We start from the raw sequence: 16,066 nt of genomic DNA, 5'->3' as shown, positions 1-16,066 counted from the left end.
AACTGGGTAAGCGAAGCATGAGCGAAGACCGCCAAGGTCGTTCCACGGACACCGGCAAGATCCTCTACTGCTCTTTCTGCGGAAAGAGCCAGCATGAGGTGCGCAAGCTGATTGCGGGTCCGAGCGTGTTCATCTGCGATGAATGCGTCGAGCTGTGCAACGACATCATCCGTGAGGAGCTGGAGGAGAAGGCGCAGTCGGCCCGCAGTTCGCTGCCCAAGCCGCGCGAGATCCTCGAGGTCCTGGACCAGTACGTGATCGGGCAGAACCGCGCCAAGCGGACCCTGGCCGTGGCCGTATACAACCACTACAAGCGCATCGAGAGCCGCCAGAAGAACGACGAGGTCGAACTGGCGAAGTCGAACATCCTGCTGGTCGGTCCGACCGGTTCGGGCAAGACGCTGCTGGCCGAAACCCTGGCCCGCCTGCTCAACGTGCCGTTCACCATGGCCGACGCCACCACGCTGACCGAAGCCGGTTACGTGGGCGAGGACGTGGAGAACATCATCCAGAAGCTGCTGCAGAAGTGCGACTACGACGTCGAAAAGGCACAGCAGGGCATCGTCTACATCGATGAAATCGACAAGATCTCGCGCAAGAGCGAGAACCCGTCGATCACCCGCGATGTGTCCGGCGAAGGCGTCCAGCAGGCCCTGCTGAAGCTGATCGAAGGCACCGTGGCCAGCGTGCCGCCGCAGGGCGGTCGCAAGCATCCGCAGCAGGAATTCCTGCAGGTGGACACCAAGAACATCCTGTTCATCTGTGGTGGTGCGTTTGCCGGCCTGGACAAGGTGATCCAGCAGCGTTCCAACGATTCGGGCGGCATCGGGTTCGGTGCCAAGGTGAAGAGTTCCGAGCGCAAGCAGGAAGTGGGCAAGATCCTGGCCGAAGTCGAGCCGGAAGATCTGATCAAGTTTGGCCTGATTCCGGAGTTCGTCGGCCGCCTGCCGGTCGTGGCGACCCTGGAAGAGCTGGACGAGGCCGCCCTGGTGCGCATCCTCACCGAGCCGAAGAACGCCATCACCAAGCAGTTCAAGAAGCTGTTCGAGATGGAGCACGTCGAGCTGGAGTTCCGTCCGGACGCGCTGGCCGCCATTGCCCGCAAGGCGCTCAAGCGCAAGACCGGTGCCCGTGGCCTGCGTACGATCGTCGAATCGGTCCTGCTGGACACCATGTATGACCTGCCCTCGGCAGAGAACGTCAGCAAGGTGGTGGTGGACGAATCGGTGATCGAACACAAGTCCGAACCGTACCTGATCTACCAGACGCCACCGGCGCCTGAACAGAAGGCGGCTGGCGCTGAATAATCAGTTCAAGTAATTGAATTGAAAGAAATTTTTCAGAACAGCTTGCATCTAGAAGCTGATGGCCCCATAACGAGGCCATCGGCTTTTTTTGTATCCGGGCGAGGCGCCCGGAGGCCATCCCCACTGTTCCACTGGAGCCCACATGGCCCGTTCCCCAACTGAGACTCTCGACCTGCCGGTACTGCCGCTGCGTGACGTGGTGGTGTTCCCGCACATGGTCATTCCGCTGTTCGTCGGCCGTGACAAGTCCATGCATGCGCTGGAGCAGGCGATGGAAGCGGACAAGCGCATCCTGCTGCTCGCGCAGAAGTCCGCCGAGACGGATGATCCGTCCGCCGCCGATCTGTACCAGGTCGGCACGCTCGCCCAGGTCCTGCAGCTGCTGAAGCTGCCCGACGGCACCATCAAGGTGCTGGTCGAAGGCCTGTCGCGCGTCAACGTCACCGACGTGACCGAGCGTGATGGCTCGCTGCACGGCGTGGGCATGGAAATCGAATCGGACGAATCGCGCGAGCCGCGCGAGATCGAGGCGATCGCCCGCTCGCTGATGTCGCTGTTCGAGCAGTACGTCAAAACCAATCGCAAGCTGCCGCCGGAGCTGCTGCAGACCCTGGCCGGCATCGACGAGCCGGCGCGCCTGGCCGATACCATCGCCGCGCATATCAGCGTGCGCCTGGCCGACAAGCAGCGCCTGCTGGAAACGCTGCAGATCGGCGACCGCCTGGAAATGCTGGTCGGCCTGGTCGATGGCGAGATCGACGTGCAGCAGATGGAAAAGCGCATCCGCGGCCGCGTGAAGTCGCAGATGGAAAAGAGCCAGCGCGAGTACTACCTCAACGAGCAGATGAAGGCCATCCAGAAAGAACTGGGTGACCTGGATGACGCGCCCGGCGAGATGGACGAGCTGGCGCGCAAGATCGCCGAGGCGGGCATGCCCAAGCCGGTGGAGACCAAGGCCAAGGCCGAGCTCAACAAGCTCAAGCAGATGTCGCCGATGTCCGCCGAAGCGGCGGTCGTGCGCAATTACCTGGAGTGGCTGCTGGGCGTGCCGTGGAAGAAGCGCACCAAGGTCCGCAAGGATCTCAAGGCCGCGCAGGACACGCTGGACGCCGATCACTTCGGGCTGGACAAGGTCAAGGACCGCATCCTGGAATACCTGGCAGTGCAGTCGCGCGTGAAGCAGATGAAGGGCCCGATCCTGTGCCTGGTCGGCCCGCCCGGCGTGGGCAAGACCTCGCTGGGCCAGTCCATCGCCAAGGCGACCAACCGCAAGTTCGTGCGCATGAGCCTGGGTGGCGTGCGCGACGAGGCCGAGATCCGTGGCCATCGCCGCACTTACGTCGGCTCGATGCCGGGCCGCATCGTGCAGAACCTCAACAAGGTGGGCAGCAAGAACGCGCTGTTCGTGCTCGATGAGATCGACAAGATGTCGATGGACTTCCGTGGCGATCCGTCCTCGGCGCTGCTGGAAGTGCTCGACCCGGAGCAGAACAACGCCTTCAACGATCACTACCTGGAAGTGGACCTGGACCTGTCCGAAGTGATGTTCGTGGCGACGTCCAACTCGCTCAACATTCCCGGCCCACTGCTGGACCGCATGGAAGTGATCCGCATCCCCGGCTACACCGAGGATGAGAAGCTCAACATCGCCATGCGCTACCTGGTGCCCAAGCAGATCAAGGCCAACGGCCTGAAGCCGGAAGAGCTGGAGATCGAGGCCGATGCGATCCAGGACATCGTGCGTTACTACACGCGCGAATCCGGCGTGCGCAACCTCGAGCGCGAAGTGGCCAAGATCTGCCGCAAGGTGGTCAAGGAAATCGCGCTTGCCGGTCCGGTAGCGCCCGCCAAGGCGGCCAAGCCGGCCAAGGCCGGCAAGAAGGCCAGCGCGAAGAAGAAGGCGCTGGTGGTGGTCAACGGCAAGAACCTGGACAAGTACCTGGGGGTTCGCCGCGTCGATTTCGGGCGTGCCGAAGAGCAGAACGAAGTGGGCCTGGTCACCGGCCTGGCCTGGACCGAAGTGGGCGGCGATCTGCTGCAGATCGAATCCACCCTGGTGCCGGGCAAGGGCCAGCTGATCCTCACCGGCCAGCTGGGCAACGTGATGAAGGAATCCGCCTCGGCGGCCCTGTCGGTGGTGCGCTCGCGTGCCGAGCGGCTGGGCATCGACAACGAGTTCCTGCAGAAGCACGACGTGCACGTCCACGTGCCCGATGGCGCCACCCCCAAGGATGGCCCGAGTGCGGGTATCGCCATGGTTACCTCGCTGGTGTCCACGCTGACCAAGGTGCCGATCCGGGCCGAAGTGGCGATGACCGGCGAGATCACCCTGCGTGGTCGCGTCACCGCCATCGGCGGCCTCAAGGAGAAGCTGCTGGCGGCGCTGCGCGGCGGCATCACCACGGTCATCATTCCCGAGGAGAACCGCAAGGATCTGGCCGATATCCCCGCCAATGTCACCCGCGATCTGAAGATCGTGCCGGTGAAGTGGATCGAGGAAGTGCTCGACCTGGCCCTGGAGGCCCCGCTGACCGCACCGAAGCCCAAGAAAGATGGGCAACGTGTCACGGTACGCGGCAAGTCCAAGACAGCTTCCACAACGCGCGTCAAGCACTGACGCGTCCTGTGGAAATGCCCGAAACCCGCGTCGTTATTGGCTTTTCAGCTTGCGCGGGTAGGGGGGCACTGGTATAAAAGCACCACTCGCGAGTCAGCGTAAATCTGAATTCGGCGAACAGAGAACTTCACTGGCATCCGACGGCGTATCGTCATCGGGTGTCTCAATGTTGAATCCGCGGAATCCCCGCCAAAGGAGCTGTAGAGAATGAACAAGACCGAATTGATCGACGCCGTTGCTGAAGCCGCCGACCTGACCAAGGCCGAGTCCAGCCGCGCCGTTGATGCCGTCATCGCTTCCGTCACCAAGGCCCTGAAGGGCGGTGACGCGGTGACGCTGGTGGGCTTCGGCACGTTCCAGGTCCGCGACCGCGCTGCCCGTACCGGCCGCAACCCGAAGACCGGCGACACCATCAAGATTGCTGCGTCGAAGAATCCGTCGTTCAAGGCTGGCAAAGCCCTGAAGGATGCCGTAAACTAAGCGGCTTGCTGGGGTGCTTAGCTCAGCGGTAGAGCGTCTCCTTTACACGGAGAGGGTCGGGGGTTCGAAACCCTCAGCACCCACCAGGCACTGCCAGTAAAAGTTTTGAAATGTGGAGCGGTAGTTCAGCTGGTTAGAATGCTGGCCTGTCACGCCGGAGGTCGCGGGTTCAAGTCCCGTCCGCTCCGCCAGTTTCAAGAAGGCCCCTGAGCAATCGGGGGCCTTGTTTTCTCCGCCGACGCATGTCGCGGTGAAGGCGGTAGAGCCGACCGTTGGTCGGCTGAAAGAATTAAAACATGGAGCGGTAGTTCAGCTGGTTAGAATGCTGGCCTGTCACGCCGGAGGTCGCGGGTTCAAGTCCCGTCCGCTCCGCCAGTTTTAAAAAAACCTCGAAAAAAGCAGCATTTCGGGGTGGGCAATCTGAATATCTTCGGATAGAATGAGCGCCTGCAAAGTTTCAAGTGCGGAGCGGTAGTTCAGCTGGTTAGAATGCTGGCCTGTCACGCCGGAGGTCGCGGGTTCAAGTCCCGTCCGCTCCGCCAATCTTTGAAGAGCCCTTGGTGAAAACCAAGGGCTTTTTTTTGTTTCCAATCCAGCAGATTGATCGGCAGCGCGGCGCACACCGTTTGCCCGCCGCGATCAGCGGGTGCGGCACCGGGCGGATCGCGCGCAGGGGCCAGCGCGGGCACTTTTGGAGCCTGCCGCGAAGCGGGTTACACTGCCGGGCTCGCCAATCAGGCCTTGATTTTTCCCATGCTGCAGAAACTTCGCGACAAGACCTCGGGCTGGATCGTTACCGTGATCCTGGGGCTGCTGATGATTCCGTTCCTGTTCGTGATCGACTCCAGCTACCTTGGTGGCGTCGGCTCGCAGAACGTGGCCAAAGTGGCCGCACCGCCGACCTGGTGGAAGTCCGCCCCGTCGTGGTGGCCGGTCTCGTTCCTGTGGCAGCACCATGAGATCAGCTCCAACGATTTCCGCGTGCGCTTCGAGCAGGCGCGCCAGCAGGCACGCCAGGAGCAGGGCGAGGACTTCGATCCGCGCCAGTTCGAAAGCACGGAGAGCAAGCTGGCCGTGCTCGATCAGATGATCGATGAGCAGGTCGTGCGCCTGGCCGGCGAACAGTCCGGCATCGTGATCGGCGATGCCGCCGTGCGCGAGTACATCGCCTCGATCCCGGCCTTCCTCGGTGCCGACGGCAAGTTCAACCAGGACAACTACCGCATCGCGCTGGCCAGCGGCAATCCGCCGCGCACGCCGACGCAGTTCGAAGCGCTGGTGCGCGAGAGCATCCAGCAGTCGATCATTCCGTCGGCCCTGCAGCGTTCCGGGTTCACCACCCAGAGCGAAGCCGAGCGCCTGATGAAGCTGCTCGGTGAAACGCGTGACGTCGAACTGGCCGCGCTGCCGGAAACCCCGGCCGACACCGCCGAAGTGACCGACGCACAGATCAAGCAGTGGTATGACAGCCACACCAAGGATTTCCGCCAGCCGGAAACCGTGTCGCTGGAATACGTCGAAATCAACGGCGCGAACCTGCCTGCGCCGGCGGCCGCCGACGAAGCCACGCTGCGCAAGCGCTATGACGATGAGAAGGCGCGCTTTGCCACGCCGGAACAGCGTCTGGCCTCGCATATCCTGATCACCGCCGATGGCAGCGATCCGGCCAAGCTCAAGGCGGCTGAAGAGAAGGCAACCCGCCTGGCTGCCGAAGCCAAGGCACCGGGTGCCGACTTCGCCGCACTGGCCAAGGCCAACTCCGAAGATCCCGGTTCCAAGGACACCGGTGGTGACCTGGGCTGGGTGGAACGCGGCGCGATGGTCAAGCCGTTCGAAGATGCCCTGTTCGCCATGAAGGCGGGCGAGGTGACCGGTCCGGTCAAGACCGACTTCGGTTTCCACGTGCTCAAGCTGCGCGAGACCAAGGGCGGCGAAGGCCGTTCCTTCGACGAGGTGCGTGACCAGCTGGCTGCCGAGCAGCTCAAGGCCGACACCGACCGTGTGTTCACCGAGCTGAGCGGCCGCCTGGTCGATCTGGTCTACAAGAACCCGACCTCGCTGGAAGGCCCGGCCAAGGACATGAGCCTGCCGGTGCAGACCATCGGTCCGTTCACCCGCACCACCGCCAGCGGCATCGCCGCCAACCCGGCCGTGCTGCGCGCGGCGTTCTCCGACATCCTGACCCAGGACGGCACGGTGAGCGACCCGATCGAGCTGGGTCCGAACCACAACGTGATGATCCGCGTGACCGAGCACAGCCCGGAACAGGCGCTGCCGCTGGACAAGGCCCGTGAGCAGATCATCGCCGCGATCCATGCCGACCGCACCCGCCAGGCGTCGGAGAAGGCCGTGGATGCCGTGCTGGCCAAGCTGAAGGCCGGTCAGACCCTGCAGGCGCTGGCGACCAGCGAGAAGCTGCAGATCAGCCCGCTGCCGGGCCTGCCGCGCACCCAGCCGGTGCCGACCCCGGAGATCAACCGTGCCGTGTTCAGCGCGCCGTTGCCCGCCGAAGGCAAGCCGAGCTACGGCAAGGTCGCCGTGCAGGGCCGCTACGTGATCTACGCGGTGACCAAGGTCACCCCGGGCAACGTTGCTGAAGTGGACGCCGCCCAGCAGCAGCAGCTCAAGGAGCAGCTGAGCCAGATCGACGGCATGGCCGCCGCCAAGGCCTACGTGGAAGCGATGCGCAAGCACTTCAAGGTGCAGACCGAAGAAGCCAACCTCTAACCGGGGCGGCTTCTGCTGGACAACAAAAAGCCCGGCGATGCCGGGCTTTTTGCGTTGGGGGTGGGCGCTGCTCAGTCTTCGACGCGCAACACCGCTCCCGGCTTGAGCACACTGCTGCCACTGAGGCCATTGAGCGACAGCAGGGCCTTCAACGGCATCCCGTAACGGCGGGCGATGGTCCAGGGCGATTCGCCATCGCGCACGGTGTGGCGGCGGCTGCGCGGACGATCCGCGCTGGCCACCGTGCGGGTGGCGGCCGGCGCAGGCGCCGTACGGGCGGCCGGGCTATCCACTGGTGCGCTGGGAGCCACCGCAATGGCGGCCACGCTGGCGCTGGCATCCACCGGCGCATGCGCGGTCGGGGCCAGAACCGTCACCTGGCCGGCCGGGCGGCCCTTGCCGCTGGCCAGGGCCGGGTTGAGCCGGGCGATCCGGGCCGGATCCAGGTCGCGCTGCTGGGCCCACTGCTGGACGCTGGTGCCCGCCGGCAGGGTATGCCCCTTCAGCACGGGCACGGTGCGGTCCAGCGAGGCCATCACCGCTGGCTCGGTTTCTGCGTCTTCCAGCACGCAGGCCAGGGCGTGCAGCTTCTCGACATAGGCATAGGTGACCGGCGACAGGCCGGGCAACTCGGCCGGACGCGCGTTCTGCGCGTTCATGCCGGCCTTGCGCAGCGATTGCAGGACCCGGTACTCGCCGGCGTTGTAGGCCATGGTGGCCAGGCGCCAGTCGCCGCCGAACATGCCGTGCAGGGTCTTGAGGTAACGCACCGCGGCCTGGGTGGAATCCACCGCCGAGAGGCGGCCGTCGTAGCCCGGGGTCATCTGCACGCGGTGGTTCTTGGCGGTGGTGGCGATGAACTGCCACAGGCCGGCCGGGCCGCCGCCGTTGCGGGCGTTGGGCCGGTAGCCGCTTTCCACGAAGGGAATCAGCGCAAATTCGGTCGGCAGGTCGGATCTGCGCAGCTCTTCCACCACATAGCCGAACAGCACCAGGGCGTCATCGTCCTGGTTGGCCAGGCGCGAGGGGGCATGCGCGAACTGCTTCTGCCAGCGCGGGCTGGTCGCCTCGGCGTCGCAGGTGGGTTCAGCCAGGCCATCGCGGAAGCTGGCGAAGATGTCCTGCCCGTTGCGCACCGAGGCCGGCGGCAGCGCCGCAGCGGTCAGGGGGAGGGAGGACAGGCCGGCCACGTTCTGCGACATGCCGGCGGTCAACGACTGGGCGCCCGCGCTGCCGGCCACGGCGATCGCCAGGCCCAGCGCGAGCGGCAACAATCGCCGACTCATGTTCGGAATCCGTCTTTCCAGTTGCGCAGCCCTGCGACAACATCGACTTCATCGGTAACGGGACGCCCGAGATGGGCGCTGACGGCCGCCTGGATGGCGGGGGTACTCGTACGCAGGAACGGATTGCATTCCAGCTCGCTTGCCAGTGAAACCGGCAGCGTGGGCAGGTCATCGCGGCGCATGGCCAAGGCCTCCTCATGGCGCTGCGACAGCGCAGCGTTGGTGGGGTCTACATGCCGCGCGAAGACGGCATTGGACAGGGTGTACTCGTGGGCGCAACAGACCATCAGTTGCGCTGGCAGGGACGCCAGCTTCCGCAGGGATGCCAGAAGCTGGGGAGGCGTACCTTCGAACATGCGCCCACAGCCCAGGCTGAACAACGCATCGCCACTGAAAAGGTGTTCAGCGGTGTGAAACGCGATATGGCTCCGGGTGTGCCCGGGCACGGATACTACGTGGAACCCCAGCCGCAATGCCTGAACGCATTCACCTTCAGCGACCCGATGGGCGGCCACCTGGATGCGCGGTTCTTCTGGCGCGTAAACCTCCACCGCCGGAAAACGTGCCTGCAGTTCTGCCACGCCGCCGATGTGATCATCGTGGTGATGGGTCAGCAGAATGCTGTGGGGAACCCATCCCTGCTGCGCTGCGGCAGCCAGAACGGGGTCGGCCTGGCCGGGGTCGATGACCACGGCGCGGCCGTCGTCGGCGACCAGCGCCCAGATGTAATTGTCCGCAAACGCGGGTAGGGCGGTCAGTCGCATAGAATTGGACCATGCCCCCCGCGCCGAGCTCCCGTCAAGCGACAGTCGCATCCTGGTTTGATACTGAACCGGCACACGCCTTGTGCCGTCTGGAATCCGAGCGGTTGCGCGGCCTGCTCGCCGAGCGCCCGGTGAACCCCTGGCTGTGGGTGGCACCGACGCCCGGCTGGCTGGAGCGCGTCGAGCTGCCCGGTCGCGGCCTGCGGCTGTTCCGCGATGGGGCAAGCTACGCCGGGGACGTGCACTGCGGGCTGCCGTTGCCGCTGCCGGACGAGAGCGTCAACGCGATCATCCTGCAGCACGTCACCGCGCGCGATGCCGAGCAGCTGATCGACGAGTGCGCGCGGGTGCTGATGCCGGGCGGCCGCCTGTGGTTGTCCACGCTCAACCCGTTCAGCCCGTACCGCCGGCAGTGGCGCCACCACGGGCTGGTGGTGCGCAGCCCGCAGCGGCTGCGCCATACCCTCACGCAGGCCGGTCTGAGCTGCGAAGACCTGCACTACCTCGGCCCGATGTGGCGCGACCGCTCGCCGGCCCGGCGCGACCTCGCTCCACTGCGCGCGGCCTGCCTGTTCACCGCTGAAAAACGCACTCTGGCCCTGCCGGGACCGACGCCCGTGGCCCTGCCACGCTGGCACGGGACCGTGGCCACCTGATCTGGAATGGAATGAAGACGATAGAAATCCACACCGACGGTTCCTGCCTCGGCAATCCCGGCCCGGGCGGCTGGGCGGCGTTGCTGCGCTACAACGCGCACGAGCGTGAGCTGAGCGGTGGTGAAGCGCATACCACCAACAACCGCATGGAACTGATGGCGGCCATCTCGGGGCTGGAAGCGCTCACCGAGCCATGCAACATCGTGCTGTTCACCGATTCGCAGTACGTACGCCAAGGCCTGACCGAGTGGATGCCCGGCTGGATCCGCAAGAACTGGAAAACCGCGGGCGGCTCGCCGGTCAAGAACCGCGAGCTGTGGGAACGCCTGCACGCGGCCACGCTCAAGCACACCATCGACTGGCGCTGGGTCAAGGGGCATTCCGGCGATCCGGACAATGAGCGCGTGGACCAGCTGGCGCGCGACGCCGCGATCCGGATCCGTGCCGCCGGCCCGGTACACTGAGCCCATGCGTCAGATCATCCTTGATACCGAAACCACCGGCCTGGAGTGGCGGAAGGGCAACCGCATCGTCGAAATCGGCTGTGTGGAACTGCTTGAGCGCCGCCCCAGTGGCAACAACTACCACCAGTACCTCAAGCCGGACTGCGAGTTCGAGCAGGGCGCGCAGGAAGTCACCGGCCTGACCCTGGAATTCCTGGCCGACAAGCCGGACTTCGCCCAGGTCGTCGACGAGTTCCTGGCCTACATCGACGGCGCCGAGCTGATCATCCACAACGCGGCGTTCGATCTGGGCTTCCTGGACAACGAACTGTCGCTGCTGGGCGACCACTACGGCAAGATCACCGACCGCTGCACGGTGATCGATACGCTGAAGATGGCGCGCGAGCGCTTCCCCGGCCAGCGCAACTCCCTGGACGCGCTGTGCCGGCGCCTGGCCGTGGACAACGCCCACCGCCAGCTGCACGGCGGCCTGCTCGATGCCCAGATCCTGGGCGATGTGTACATCGCGCTGACCTCGGGCCAGGAAGAAATCGGCTTCGGCGCGGCCGACGACCGCAAATCCGGCAGCGCCCACGTGCAGACCTTCGATACCTCGCGCCTGCTGCCACGCCCGCGCGTGGTCGCCACCGCCTCGGAGCTGGAAGCACACGAAGCGCGCCTGGCCAAGCTGCGCAAGAAGGCCGGCCGCGCGATCTGGGATGGTGAGCCTGAAGCGGTGGAAGCGGTCAGCGCCTGATGGCCCGACCCCGGCGGTAGATCCCGACCGTTGGTCGGGATGCCTGCCTCAATGGCACCGCACCAGGATCACGGTGATGTTGTCCGAGCCGCCGCCATCCAGCGCGGCGGCGACCAGGGTATCCACGCATTCCTGCGCACTGGCATCGTCGAAGGCGAGGGTACGGGCAATGCCCTTGTCCTCGACTTCCTCGGTGAGCCCATCACTGCACAGCAGCAGCTGCATGCCCGGGCGCAGCTCACCGGTGGTGGTCGCCACATTCAGGTGCGCCGGATCGGTCACGCCCAGCGCCTGGGTCACCACATTGCGGTGCGGGTGCGCGCGTGCCTGTTCGGCGGTCAGATTGCCCTGCGCGACCAGCTCCTGGACCACGCTGTGATCCTGACTCAACTGGGCCAGCTTGCCGTCGCGCCACAGGTACGCGCGGCTGTCGCCCACCCACGCCACCTCGTAGCGATTGCCCTGGACCCGCGCGGCCACCACCGTCGTGCCCATCGGCAGGCTGTCATTGCGGCGGCGCGAGGTGCGGATGATCTCCTCATCGGCGATCCGGATGGCATGCGCCAGCGTCGCCCCGCGGCGGATCTCGCGCACGATGGTCTCGCGCGCCAGCGCACTGGCCACCTCGCCACAGGCGTGCCCGCCCATGCCATCGGCGACCAGCCACAGCGCCAGTTCGCCATCGCCGTAATACGTATCCTCATTGAGGTCACGGCGCAGGCCGGGGTGGGTCAGGTGTCCGAATTCGATCATGAAGGCGCGTGCCGGTAAGGATTGCGGGGGATAACGGCATGATCGCGGCCCGCCGGACATCCGGCAAGGCATCCATACAGAAGAAATTCACTTCTTTGCCCGCAATGACTTGTCGCCAGCGCGTCCTACCCGTATCATTCGCGTCCCGGTTCGCCGGGACCATCTGGAGAGGTGGCAGAGCGGTTGAATGTACCTGACTCGAAATCAGGCAGGCGTTTATAGCGCCTCGGGGGTTCGAATCCCCCCCTCTCCGCCAGATACATGAAAAAGGCCGCCCATTGGGCGGCCTTTTTCATGACCGAGATCGGGCGTTTTCCGACCGCTGCGAAATGAGCGGCGCCCAATTGCGGGGGGATGAGAACCCCCGACGGGGGTTCGACGGATTCGCCAGGAGCGAATCCGGACAGACGAACGTCTGGCCCTGGAGCGCGCAAGCGCGGAAGGGCTGGGTGCATGGATGCACCCAGCAATCCCAATGAAGCGGCCACCCTGCTCCCGGAGCCCCAAGCGTCATCACCGACATACCCGGGCGCGTGGCGACGCGTTCATCGCCAACGGCGTCTCCAGCTCCGGGAGGCGCGGCCCTGGAGCGCGCAAGCGCGGAAGGGCTGGGTGCATGGATGCACCCAGCAATCCCAATGAAGCGGCCACCCTGTCTCCGAAGCCACAGCGTCATCACCGACATACCCGGGCGCGTGGCGACGCGTTCATCGCCAACGGCGTCTCCAGCTCCAGGAGGCGCGGCCCTGGAGCGCGCAAGCGCGGAAGGGCTGGGTGCATGGATGCACCCAGCAATCCCAATGAAGCGGCCATCGCGCAGCCACGCATGGCGTGGCTCTACCCGGGGGGGGGGGCGCACCCCCACCCCACACCCCGCCAACGTGCGCTCCGCTAAACTGCCCACCTCACGTAACGGATCTCCCCCATGACCGCTGAAATCCTCGTCCCCGTGTCCTTCGGTGAACTGCTCGACAAGATCTCGATCCTGCAGATCAAGTCCGAGCGCATCAGCGACGAGGCCAAGCTGGCCAACATCCGCACCGAACTGAGCGCGCTGGAAAAGACCTGGATGGCGCACCCGGCCGGGGTCAAGGACATCGCCCGCCTGCGTGCCGAACTCAAGGCCGTCAACGAGCGCCTATGGGACATCGAAGACAACATCCGCCTGCAGGACAAGGCCCAGGCCTTCGACGATCATTTCGTCGAACTGGCCCGCAGCGTCTACCAGCAGAACGATGAGCGCGCCCGCATCAAGAAAGACATCAACCTGGCGCTGGGCTCGCTCTACGTGGAAGAGAAGTCGTACAAGGATTACGCGCCGCGCGGGGCGTAATCGGCCACATACCGCTCGAAGGCGGCAATGCCGTCCTCGACCGTGATCAGCTGCATCACGTCGTCGAATTCGACCTTCGCGCCCCATTTCAGTTCGCTGGCCGGCTTGCCGAGGAATTTGCGCGCCGCATCGTCGTAGCGATCCACGCAGTAGCGGCGGTCGGAATAGGGGCCGCTGCGGTGCGGGTTGCTGGCCGCATGCAGGCCAAGCACTTTGGCGCCCATCGCGTTCGCGATATGCATCGGGCCCGAATCGGGCGTCATCACCAGCGCGGCACGCGCCAACAGGGCCGGTAGCTGCTTGAGGGTGTCCTTGCCGACCAGATCCAGCGCCGGGGTGGTCAGCTGCGCCTGGATCGCATCGGCCATGCCGCGCTCCAGGTCGCTGCGCCCACCGCACAGCACCACCCGCCAGCCGCGCGAGGTAGCGTGGTTGGCCACGGCCGCATAGCGGTCGGCATACCAGTTGCGGCGCACATGGCTGGAGCAGGGCGAGATCATCAGCACCGGGCGGCCATCGCCGGTCCACTGGGCGTTGGCCCACTCGACGGCGGCCGGCGGCACGGCCAGGTCCCAGCTGACCTCGGTCTGCTTCAGGCCGAGCGGTTCGCAGAAGCTGCCGATCGCATCCAGCACATGGATGCCGGGGCGGTCGGGGATGCGCTCATTGATGAAAAGCCCGTGAAGATCCTTGGAGCGGGCCTTGTCATAGCCGATGCGGCGCTTGGCCGGCACGAAGGCGGACAGCACGTTGGCGCGGAAAGCCACCTGCATCTGCAGCAGCGCATCGAAGCGCCCGGCGGGAAGGCTGTCGCGCAGGGCGCGCATGCCGGCCAGGCCGGTCTTCTTGTCGTAGCTGTGGAAGGTCACGCCGGGCAGGCCATCGAGCAGCTTGTGGCCGGCCTTGTCGATGATCCAGTGCAGCGACACCCCGGGATCGGCCTGCTGCAGGGTGCGTACCAGCGGCACCACATGGGTCACGTCCCCCAGCGCGGACAAACGCAAAAGACACAAGGAAGAGGACGTTGGTGCCATGGTGTTGTTAGACTCGAAGGAATGGTCGCATTCGACGCCACTGAAGCGCTGACGCCCTGCCGCGATGGACGCGGTATCGGTGCCATTCTGTTCGACCGCGAAGCCTTGCGGCAAGCCGAGATGAGCCTGTTCGCACCGGCCCACTGGGGCGAGCGGGCACGGCCGGTCGGCGATGGCGGCCGTGGTGGCGCCTGGTTCGTCGATGCCCCCTTCGGTCATGCCGTGCTGCGCCAGTACCTGCGTGGCGGCCTGGCGGCCAAGCTCAGCCGGGACCACTACATCTGGCGCGGGGCCAACCGCACCCGCAGTTTCGCCGAGTTCCGGCTGATGCGTGCCCTGCGCGCGCAGAAGCTGCCGGTGCCGCGACCGATCGCCGCGTTCTACATGCGCGAAGGCCTGCGCTACAAGGCAGCGATCCTGATGGAGCGCCTGGAGGGCGTGCGTTCACTGGCCGACCGCGCGCTGGTCGCCGGGCGCGGCGCGCCCTGGGAAGAGACCGGCCGGCTGATCGCGCGGTTCCATCGCGTCGGGCTGGACCACGCCGATCTCAACGCCCACAACATTCTGTTCGACGCCAACGGCCACGGCTGGCTGATCGATTTCGATCGCGGCGTGCTGCGCATCCCGGCCACCCGCTGGCGCGAGCGCAATCTCAAGCGGCTGCTGCGCTCGCTGATCAAGCTGCGCGGTGAGCGCAGCCAGGATGACGTCGAGAAGGACTACGCACGGCTGCGCCGCGCCTACGATCTGGCCTGGAACCGGGGTTACTGATGGACTGGGCACTGCGTTTCATGGGGGTCGGCAATGCGTCGGCCGTGCAGCTCGGTTCGCCGATGGCGGTGATCGAACGCGATGGACGCCCGTGGCTGACCATCGATTGCGGCGGGGAAGGGCTCACTGCGTTCCAGGCGCACTACGGCCATGTGCCGCAGGCATTGTTCGTCACCCATGTGCACCTGGACCACGTCGCCGGTTTCGAACGCCTGTTCGTCGATGCGTATTTCTCGCCCCAGCGTCGTGGGCGAATTCGCGTGTACGTGCCGGCGACGGTCGTGCCGCTGCTGCACAAACGCGTGGCCGATTACCCGAACGTGCTGGCCGAGGGCGGTGCGAATTTCTGGGATGCGTTCCAGCTGATCGTGGTCGGCGATGCGTTCTGGCATGACGGCGTGCGCCTGGAAGTGTTTCCGGTCCGGCATCACTGGCCGGAAACCGCCTATGGCCTGCGCCTGAAGGGTGCGGTCACCTGGAGTGGCGATACCCGGCCGATTCCGGAAATGCTGGCGCGCTACGCCGACGACAACGAACTGATCGCCCACGATTGCGGCCTGCATGGCAACCCGTCGCACACCGGTGTGGATGACCTGGAGCGTGAGTACACGGCCGGGTTGCAGGCGCGGATGATGCTCTACCACTACGCCAGCGAGGCTGACGGCGAGGCGCTGCGCCAGCGGGGTCACCGCGTAGCCGTGCCCGGCGAACGTGTGGCGCTGGCGTCTCCCACCGCCATGCACGTGCTGGCGCAGGATCCTCCCTGAGCATGGACGACGCGTTGGCCGCTCATCTGCAGGCGCTCGAACGCGCGTTGCACGAGCCTGCGGTCCGTGGCGATGTCGCGCAGCTGGCGGCGTTGTTGGATGACGACTTCAGTGAGATCGGCAGCTCGGGTGCGTGTTTCGATCGGGCTGCTGCACTGGCGGAGATTCCGCACGAGCGCGCGCAGGTCGAGATCGTGTCCACCGACTACCGGGTCGTGTTGTTGGCGCCCACCTTGGCACAGGTGCGCTATCGCAGCTGGTATGTGGTCGGCGGCGAGCGCCAGAGCGAGGTGTTGCGCAGTTCGCTGTGGCGACTGCGCGACGGGGCATGGCGAGTGGTGTTCCATCAGGGCACGCCTGCGGTGCCTTGA

At 65.6% G+C, this 16,066-nt stretch carries 15 protein-coding genes and 5 tRNA genes; 16 read left to right on the top strand and 4 right to left on the bottom strand.

Annotated features, from left to right (window positions below):
• Window positions 1-17: 17 nt before the first annotated feature.
• The 8 genes from clpX (at window position 18) to ORK51_RS02690 (ending at window position 7,131) form a co-directional block, all read left to right on the top strand.
• Window positions 18-1,307 (top strand): ATP-dependent Clp protease ATP-binding subunit ClpX, encoded by a 1,290-nt coding sequence (gene clpX, locus ORK51_RS02725; protein ID WP_019185803.1) that lies wholly within the window; start codon window positions 18-20, stop codon window positions 1,305-1,307.
• 142 nt (window positions 1,308-1,449) lie between these two features.
• A complete protein-coding gene (gene lon / locus ORK51_RS02720) occupies window positions 1,450-3,924 on the top strand; it encodes an endopeptidase La (RefSeq protein WP_019185802.1) in 2,475 nt (824 codons plus the stop codon).
• A 207-nt stretch (window positions 3,925-4,131) separates the two neighbouring features.
• Window positions 4,132-4,404, top strand: coding sequence for an HU family DNA-binding protein (locus ORK51_RS02715; protein WP_019185801.1), 273 nt, complete (start codon window positions 4,132-4,134; stop codon window positions 4,402-4,404).
• A gap of 11 nt (window positions 4,405-4,415) precedes the next feature.
• A tRNA-Val gene (locus ORK51_RS02710) sits at window positions 4,416-4,490 on the top strand.
• A gap of 28 nt (window positions 4,491-4,518) precedes the next feature.
• Window positions 4,519-4,595, top strand: a tRNA-Asp gene (locus tag ORK51_RS02705).
• A 107-nt stretch (window positions 4,596-4,702) separates the two neighbouring features.
• A tRNA-Asp gene (locus ORK51_RS02700) sits at window positions 4,703-4,779 on the top strand.
• Window positions 4,780-4,869: 90 nt separating this feature from the next.
• Window positions 4,870-4,946 (top strand) — tRNA-Asp (locus ORK51_RS02695).
• A gap of 211 nt (window positions 4,947-5,157) precedes the next feature.
• Window positions 5,158-7,131: a peptidyl-prolyl cis-trans isomerase gene (locus ORK51_RS02690; RefSeq protein ID WP_266083897.1), complete on the top strand. Its 1,974-nt coding sequence runs from the start codon at window positions 5,158-5,160 to the stop codon at window positions 7,129-7,131.
• A gap of 71 nt (window positions 7,132-7,202) precedes the next feature.
• Here the strand turns inward: ORK51_RS02690 and ORK51_RS02685 are convergent, their stop codons facing one another.
• Window positions 7,203-8,417 (bottom strand): lytic transglycosylase domain-containing protein, encoded by a 1,215-nt coding sequence (locus ORK51_RS02685; protein WP_070426718.1) that lies wholly within the window; start codon window positions 8,415-8,417, stop codon window positions 7,203-7,205.
• A complete protein-coding gene (gene gloB, locus ORK51_RS02680) occupies window positions 8,414-9,181 on the bottom strand; it encodes a hydroxyacylglutathione hydrolase (RefSeq protein ID WP_266083893.1) in 768 nt (255 codons plus the stop codon). The genes ORK51_RS02685 and gloB overlap by 4 nt, the downstream gene beginning before the upstream one ends.
• A gap of 11 nt (window positions 9,182-9,192) precedes the next feature.
• On the opposite strand from gloB, the gene ORK51_RS02675 reads away from it, so the two are divergent.
• The 3 genes from ORK51_RS02675 to dnaQ are packed head-to-tail and all read left to right on the top strand — an operon-like array spanning window position 9,193 to window position 11,037.
• Window positions 9,193-9,837: a methyltransferase domain-containing protein gene (locus ORK51_RS02675; protein WP_266083891.1), complete on the top strand. Its 645-nt coding sequence runs from the start codon at window positions 9,193-9,195 to the stop codon at window positions 9,835-9,837.
• An 11-nt stretch (window positions 9,838-9,848) separates the two neighbouring features.
• Window positions 9,849-10,301: a ribonuclease HI gene (rnhA, locus tag ORK51_RS02670; RefSeq protein WP_121042991.1), complete on the top strand. Its 453-nt coding sequence runs from the start codon at window positions 9,849-9,851 to the stop codon at window positions 10,299-10,301.
• 4 nt (window positions 10,302-10,305) lie between these two features.
• On the top strand, window positions 10,306-11,037 hold the full coding sequence (gene dnaQ, locus ORK51_RS02665) for a DNA polymerase III subunit epsilon (protein ID WP_266083888.1): 732 nt from the start codon (window positions 10,306-10,308) through the stop codon (window positions 11,035-11,037).
• A 48-nt stretch (window positions 11,038-11,085) separates the two neighbouring features.
• Here dnaQ and ORK51_RS02660 read toward each other — a convergent pair whose 3' ends face one another.
• A complete protein-coding gene (locus ORK51_RS02660; protein ID WP_019185793.1) occupies window positions 11,086-11,790 on the bottom strand; it encodes a PP2C family protein-serine/threonine phosphatase in 705 nt (234 codons plus the stop codon).
• A 165-nt stretch (window positions 11,791-11,955) separates the two neighbouring features.
• On the opposite strand from ORK51_RS02660, the gene ORK51_RS02655 reads away from it, so the two are divergent.
• Both ORK51_RS02655 and ORK51_RS02650 read left to right on the top strand, forming a co-directional pair.
• Window positions 11,956-12,046: transfer RNA gene (locus ORK51_RS02655), tRNA-Ser, on the top strand.
• A gap of 669 nt (window positions 12,047-12,715) precedes the next feature.
• Window positions 12,716-13,123, top strand: a complete 408-nt coding sequence (locus ORK51_RS02650) for a DUF6165 family protein (protein ID WP_019185792.1) — start codon at window positions 12,716-12,718, stop codon at window positions 13,121-13,123.
• Here the strand turns inward: ORK51_RS02650 and ORK51_RS02645 are convergent.
• A complete protein-coding gene (locus ORK51_RS02645; RefSeq protein ID WP_266083884.1) occupies window positions 13,102-14,157 on the bottom strand; it encodes a glycosyltransferase family 9 protein in 1,056 nt (351 codons plus the stop codon). The two genes, ORK51_RS02650 and ORK51_RS02645, sit on opposite strands and share 22 nt — an antisense overlap.
• A gap of 21 nt (window positions 14,158-14,178) precedes the next feature.
• Here ORK51_RS02645 and ORK51_RS02640 point away from each other — a divergent pair, with 21 nt between their 5' ends.
• Genes ORK51_RS02640 through ORK51_RS02630 form a run of 3 tightly spaced genes read left to right on the top strand, consistent with a single transcriptional unit; the run spans window position 14,179 to window position 16,066 of the window.
• Window positions 14,179-14,928: a 3-deoxy-D-manno-octulosonic acid kinase gene (locus tag ORK51_RS02640; RefSeq protein WP_019185790.1), complete on the top strand. Its 750-nt coding sequence runs from the start codon at window positions 14,179-14,181 to the stop codon at window positions 14,926-14,928.
• Complete coding sequence (locus ORK51_RS02635; protein ID WP_070426740.1) at window positions 14,928-15,695, top strand: MBL fold metallo-hydrolase; 768 nt, start codon at window positions 14,928-14,930, stop codon at window positions 15,693-15,695. The genes ORK51_RS02640 and ORK51_RS02635 overlap by 1 nt, the downstream gene beginning before the upstream one ends.
• Before the next feature lie 2 nt (window positions 15,696-15,697).
• Window positions 15,698-16,066 carry a nuclear transport factor 2 family protein gene (locus ORK51_RS02630; protein WP_266083881.1) on the top strand — a complete coding sequence of 123 codons (369 nt, stop codon included), beginning with the start codon at window positions 15,698-15,700 and terminating at the stop codon, window positions 16,064-16,066.

Source organism: Stenotrophomonas sp. RIT-551 (assembly GCF_026241915.1).
In the GTDB taxonomy this organism is placed as follows: Bacteria; Pseudomonadota; Gammaproteobacteria; order Xanthomonadales; family Xanthomonadaceae; genus Stenotrophomonas; species Stenotrophomonas bentonitica_A.
This window is presented reverse-complemented; position numbering and strand designations above follow the sequence as displayed.

Coding starts and splice junctions, on each gene's coding strand:
- rnhA (WP_121042991.1), top strand. CDS start 9,849: ATGAAGACGATAGAAATCCACACCGACGGTTCCTGCCTCGGCAATCCC.
- ORK51_RS02645 (WP_266083884.1), bottom strand. CDS start 14,157: ATGGCACCAACGTCCTCTTCCTTGTGTCTTTTGCGTTTGTCCGCGCTG.
- ORK51_RS02715 (WP_019185801.1), top strand. CDS start 4,132: ATGAACAAGACCGAATTGATCGACGCCGTTGCTGAAGCCGCCGACCTG.
- dnaQ (WP_266083888.1), top strand. CDS start 10,306: ATGCGTCAGATCATCCTTGATACCGAAACCACCGGCCTGGAGTGGCGG.
- ORK51_RS02660 (WP_019185793.1), bottom strand. CDS start 11,790: ATGATCGAATTCGGACACCTGACCCACCCCGGCCTGCGCCGTGACCTC.
- ORK51_RS02685 (WP_070426718.1), bottom strand. CDS start 8,417: ATGAGTCGGCGATTGTTGCCGCTCGCGCTGGGCCTGGCGATCGCCGTG.
- ORK51_RS02690 (WP_266083897.1), top strand. CDS start 5,158: ATGCTGCAGAAACTTCGCGACAAGACCTCGGGCTGGATCGTTACCGTG.
- ORK51_RS02630 (WP_266083881.1), top strand. CDS start 15,698: ATGGACGACGCGTTGGCCGCTCATCTGCAGGCGCTCGAACGCGCGTTG.
- ORK51_RS02675 (WP_266083891.1), top strand. CDS start 9,193: ATGCCCCCCGCGCCGAGCTCCCGTCAAGCGACAGTCGCATCCTGGTTT.
- gloB (WP_266083893.1), bottom strand. CDS start 9,181: ATGCGACTGACCGCCCTACCCGCGTTTGCGGACAATTACATCTGGGCG.
- ORK51_RS02640 (WP_019185790.1), top strand. CDS start 14,179: ATGGTCGCATTCGACGCCACTGAAGCGCTGACGCCCTGCCGCGATGGA.
- lon (WP_019185802.1), top strand. CDS start 1,450: ATGGCCCGTTCCCCAACTGAGACTCTCGACCTGCCGGTACTGCCGCTG.
- ORK51_RS02635 (WP_070426740.1), top strand. CDS start 14,928: ATGGACTGGGCACTGCGTTTCATGGGGGTCGGCAATGCGTCGGCCGTG.
- ORK51_RS02650 (WP_019185792.1), top strand. CDS start 12,716: ATGACCGCTGAAATCCTCGTCCCCGTGTCCTTCGGTGAACTGCTCGAC.
- clpX (WP_019185803.1), top strand. CDS start 18: ATGAGCGAAGACCGCCAAGGTCGTTCCACGGACACCGGCAAGATCCTC.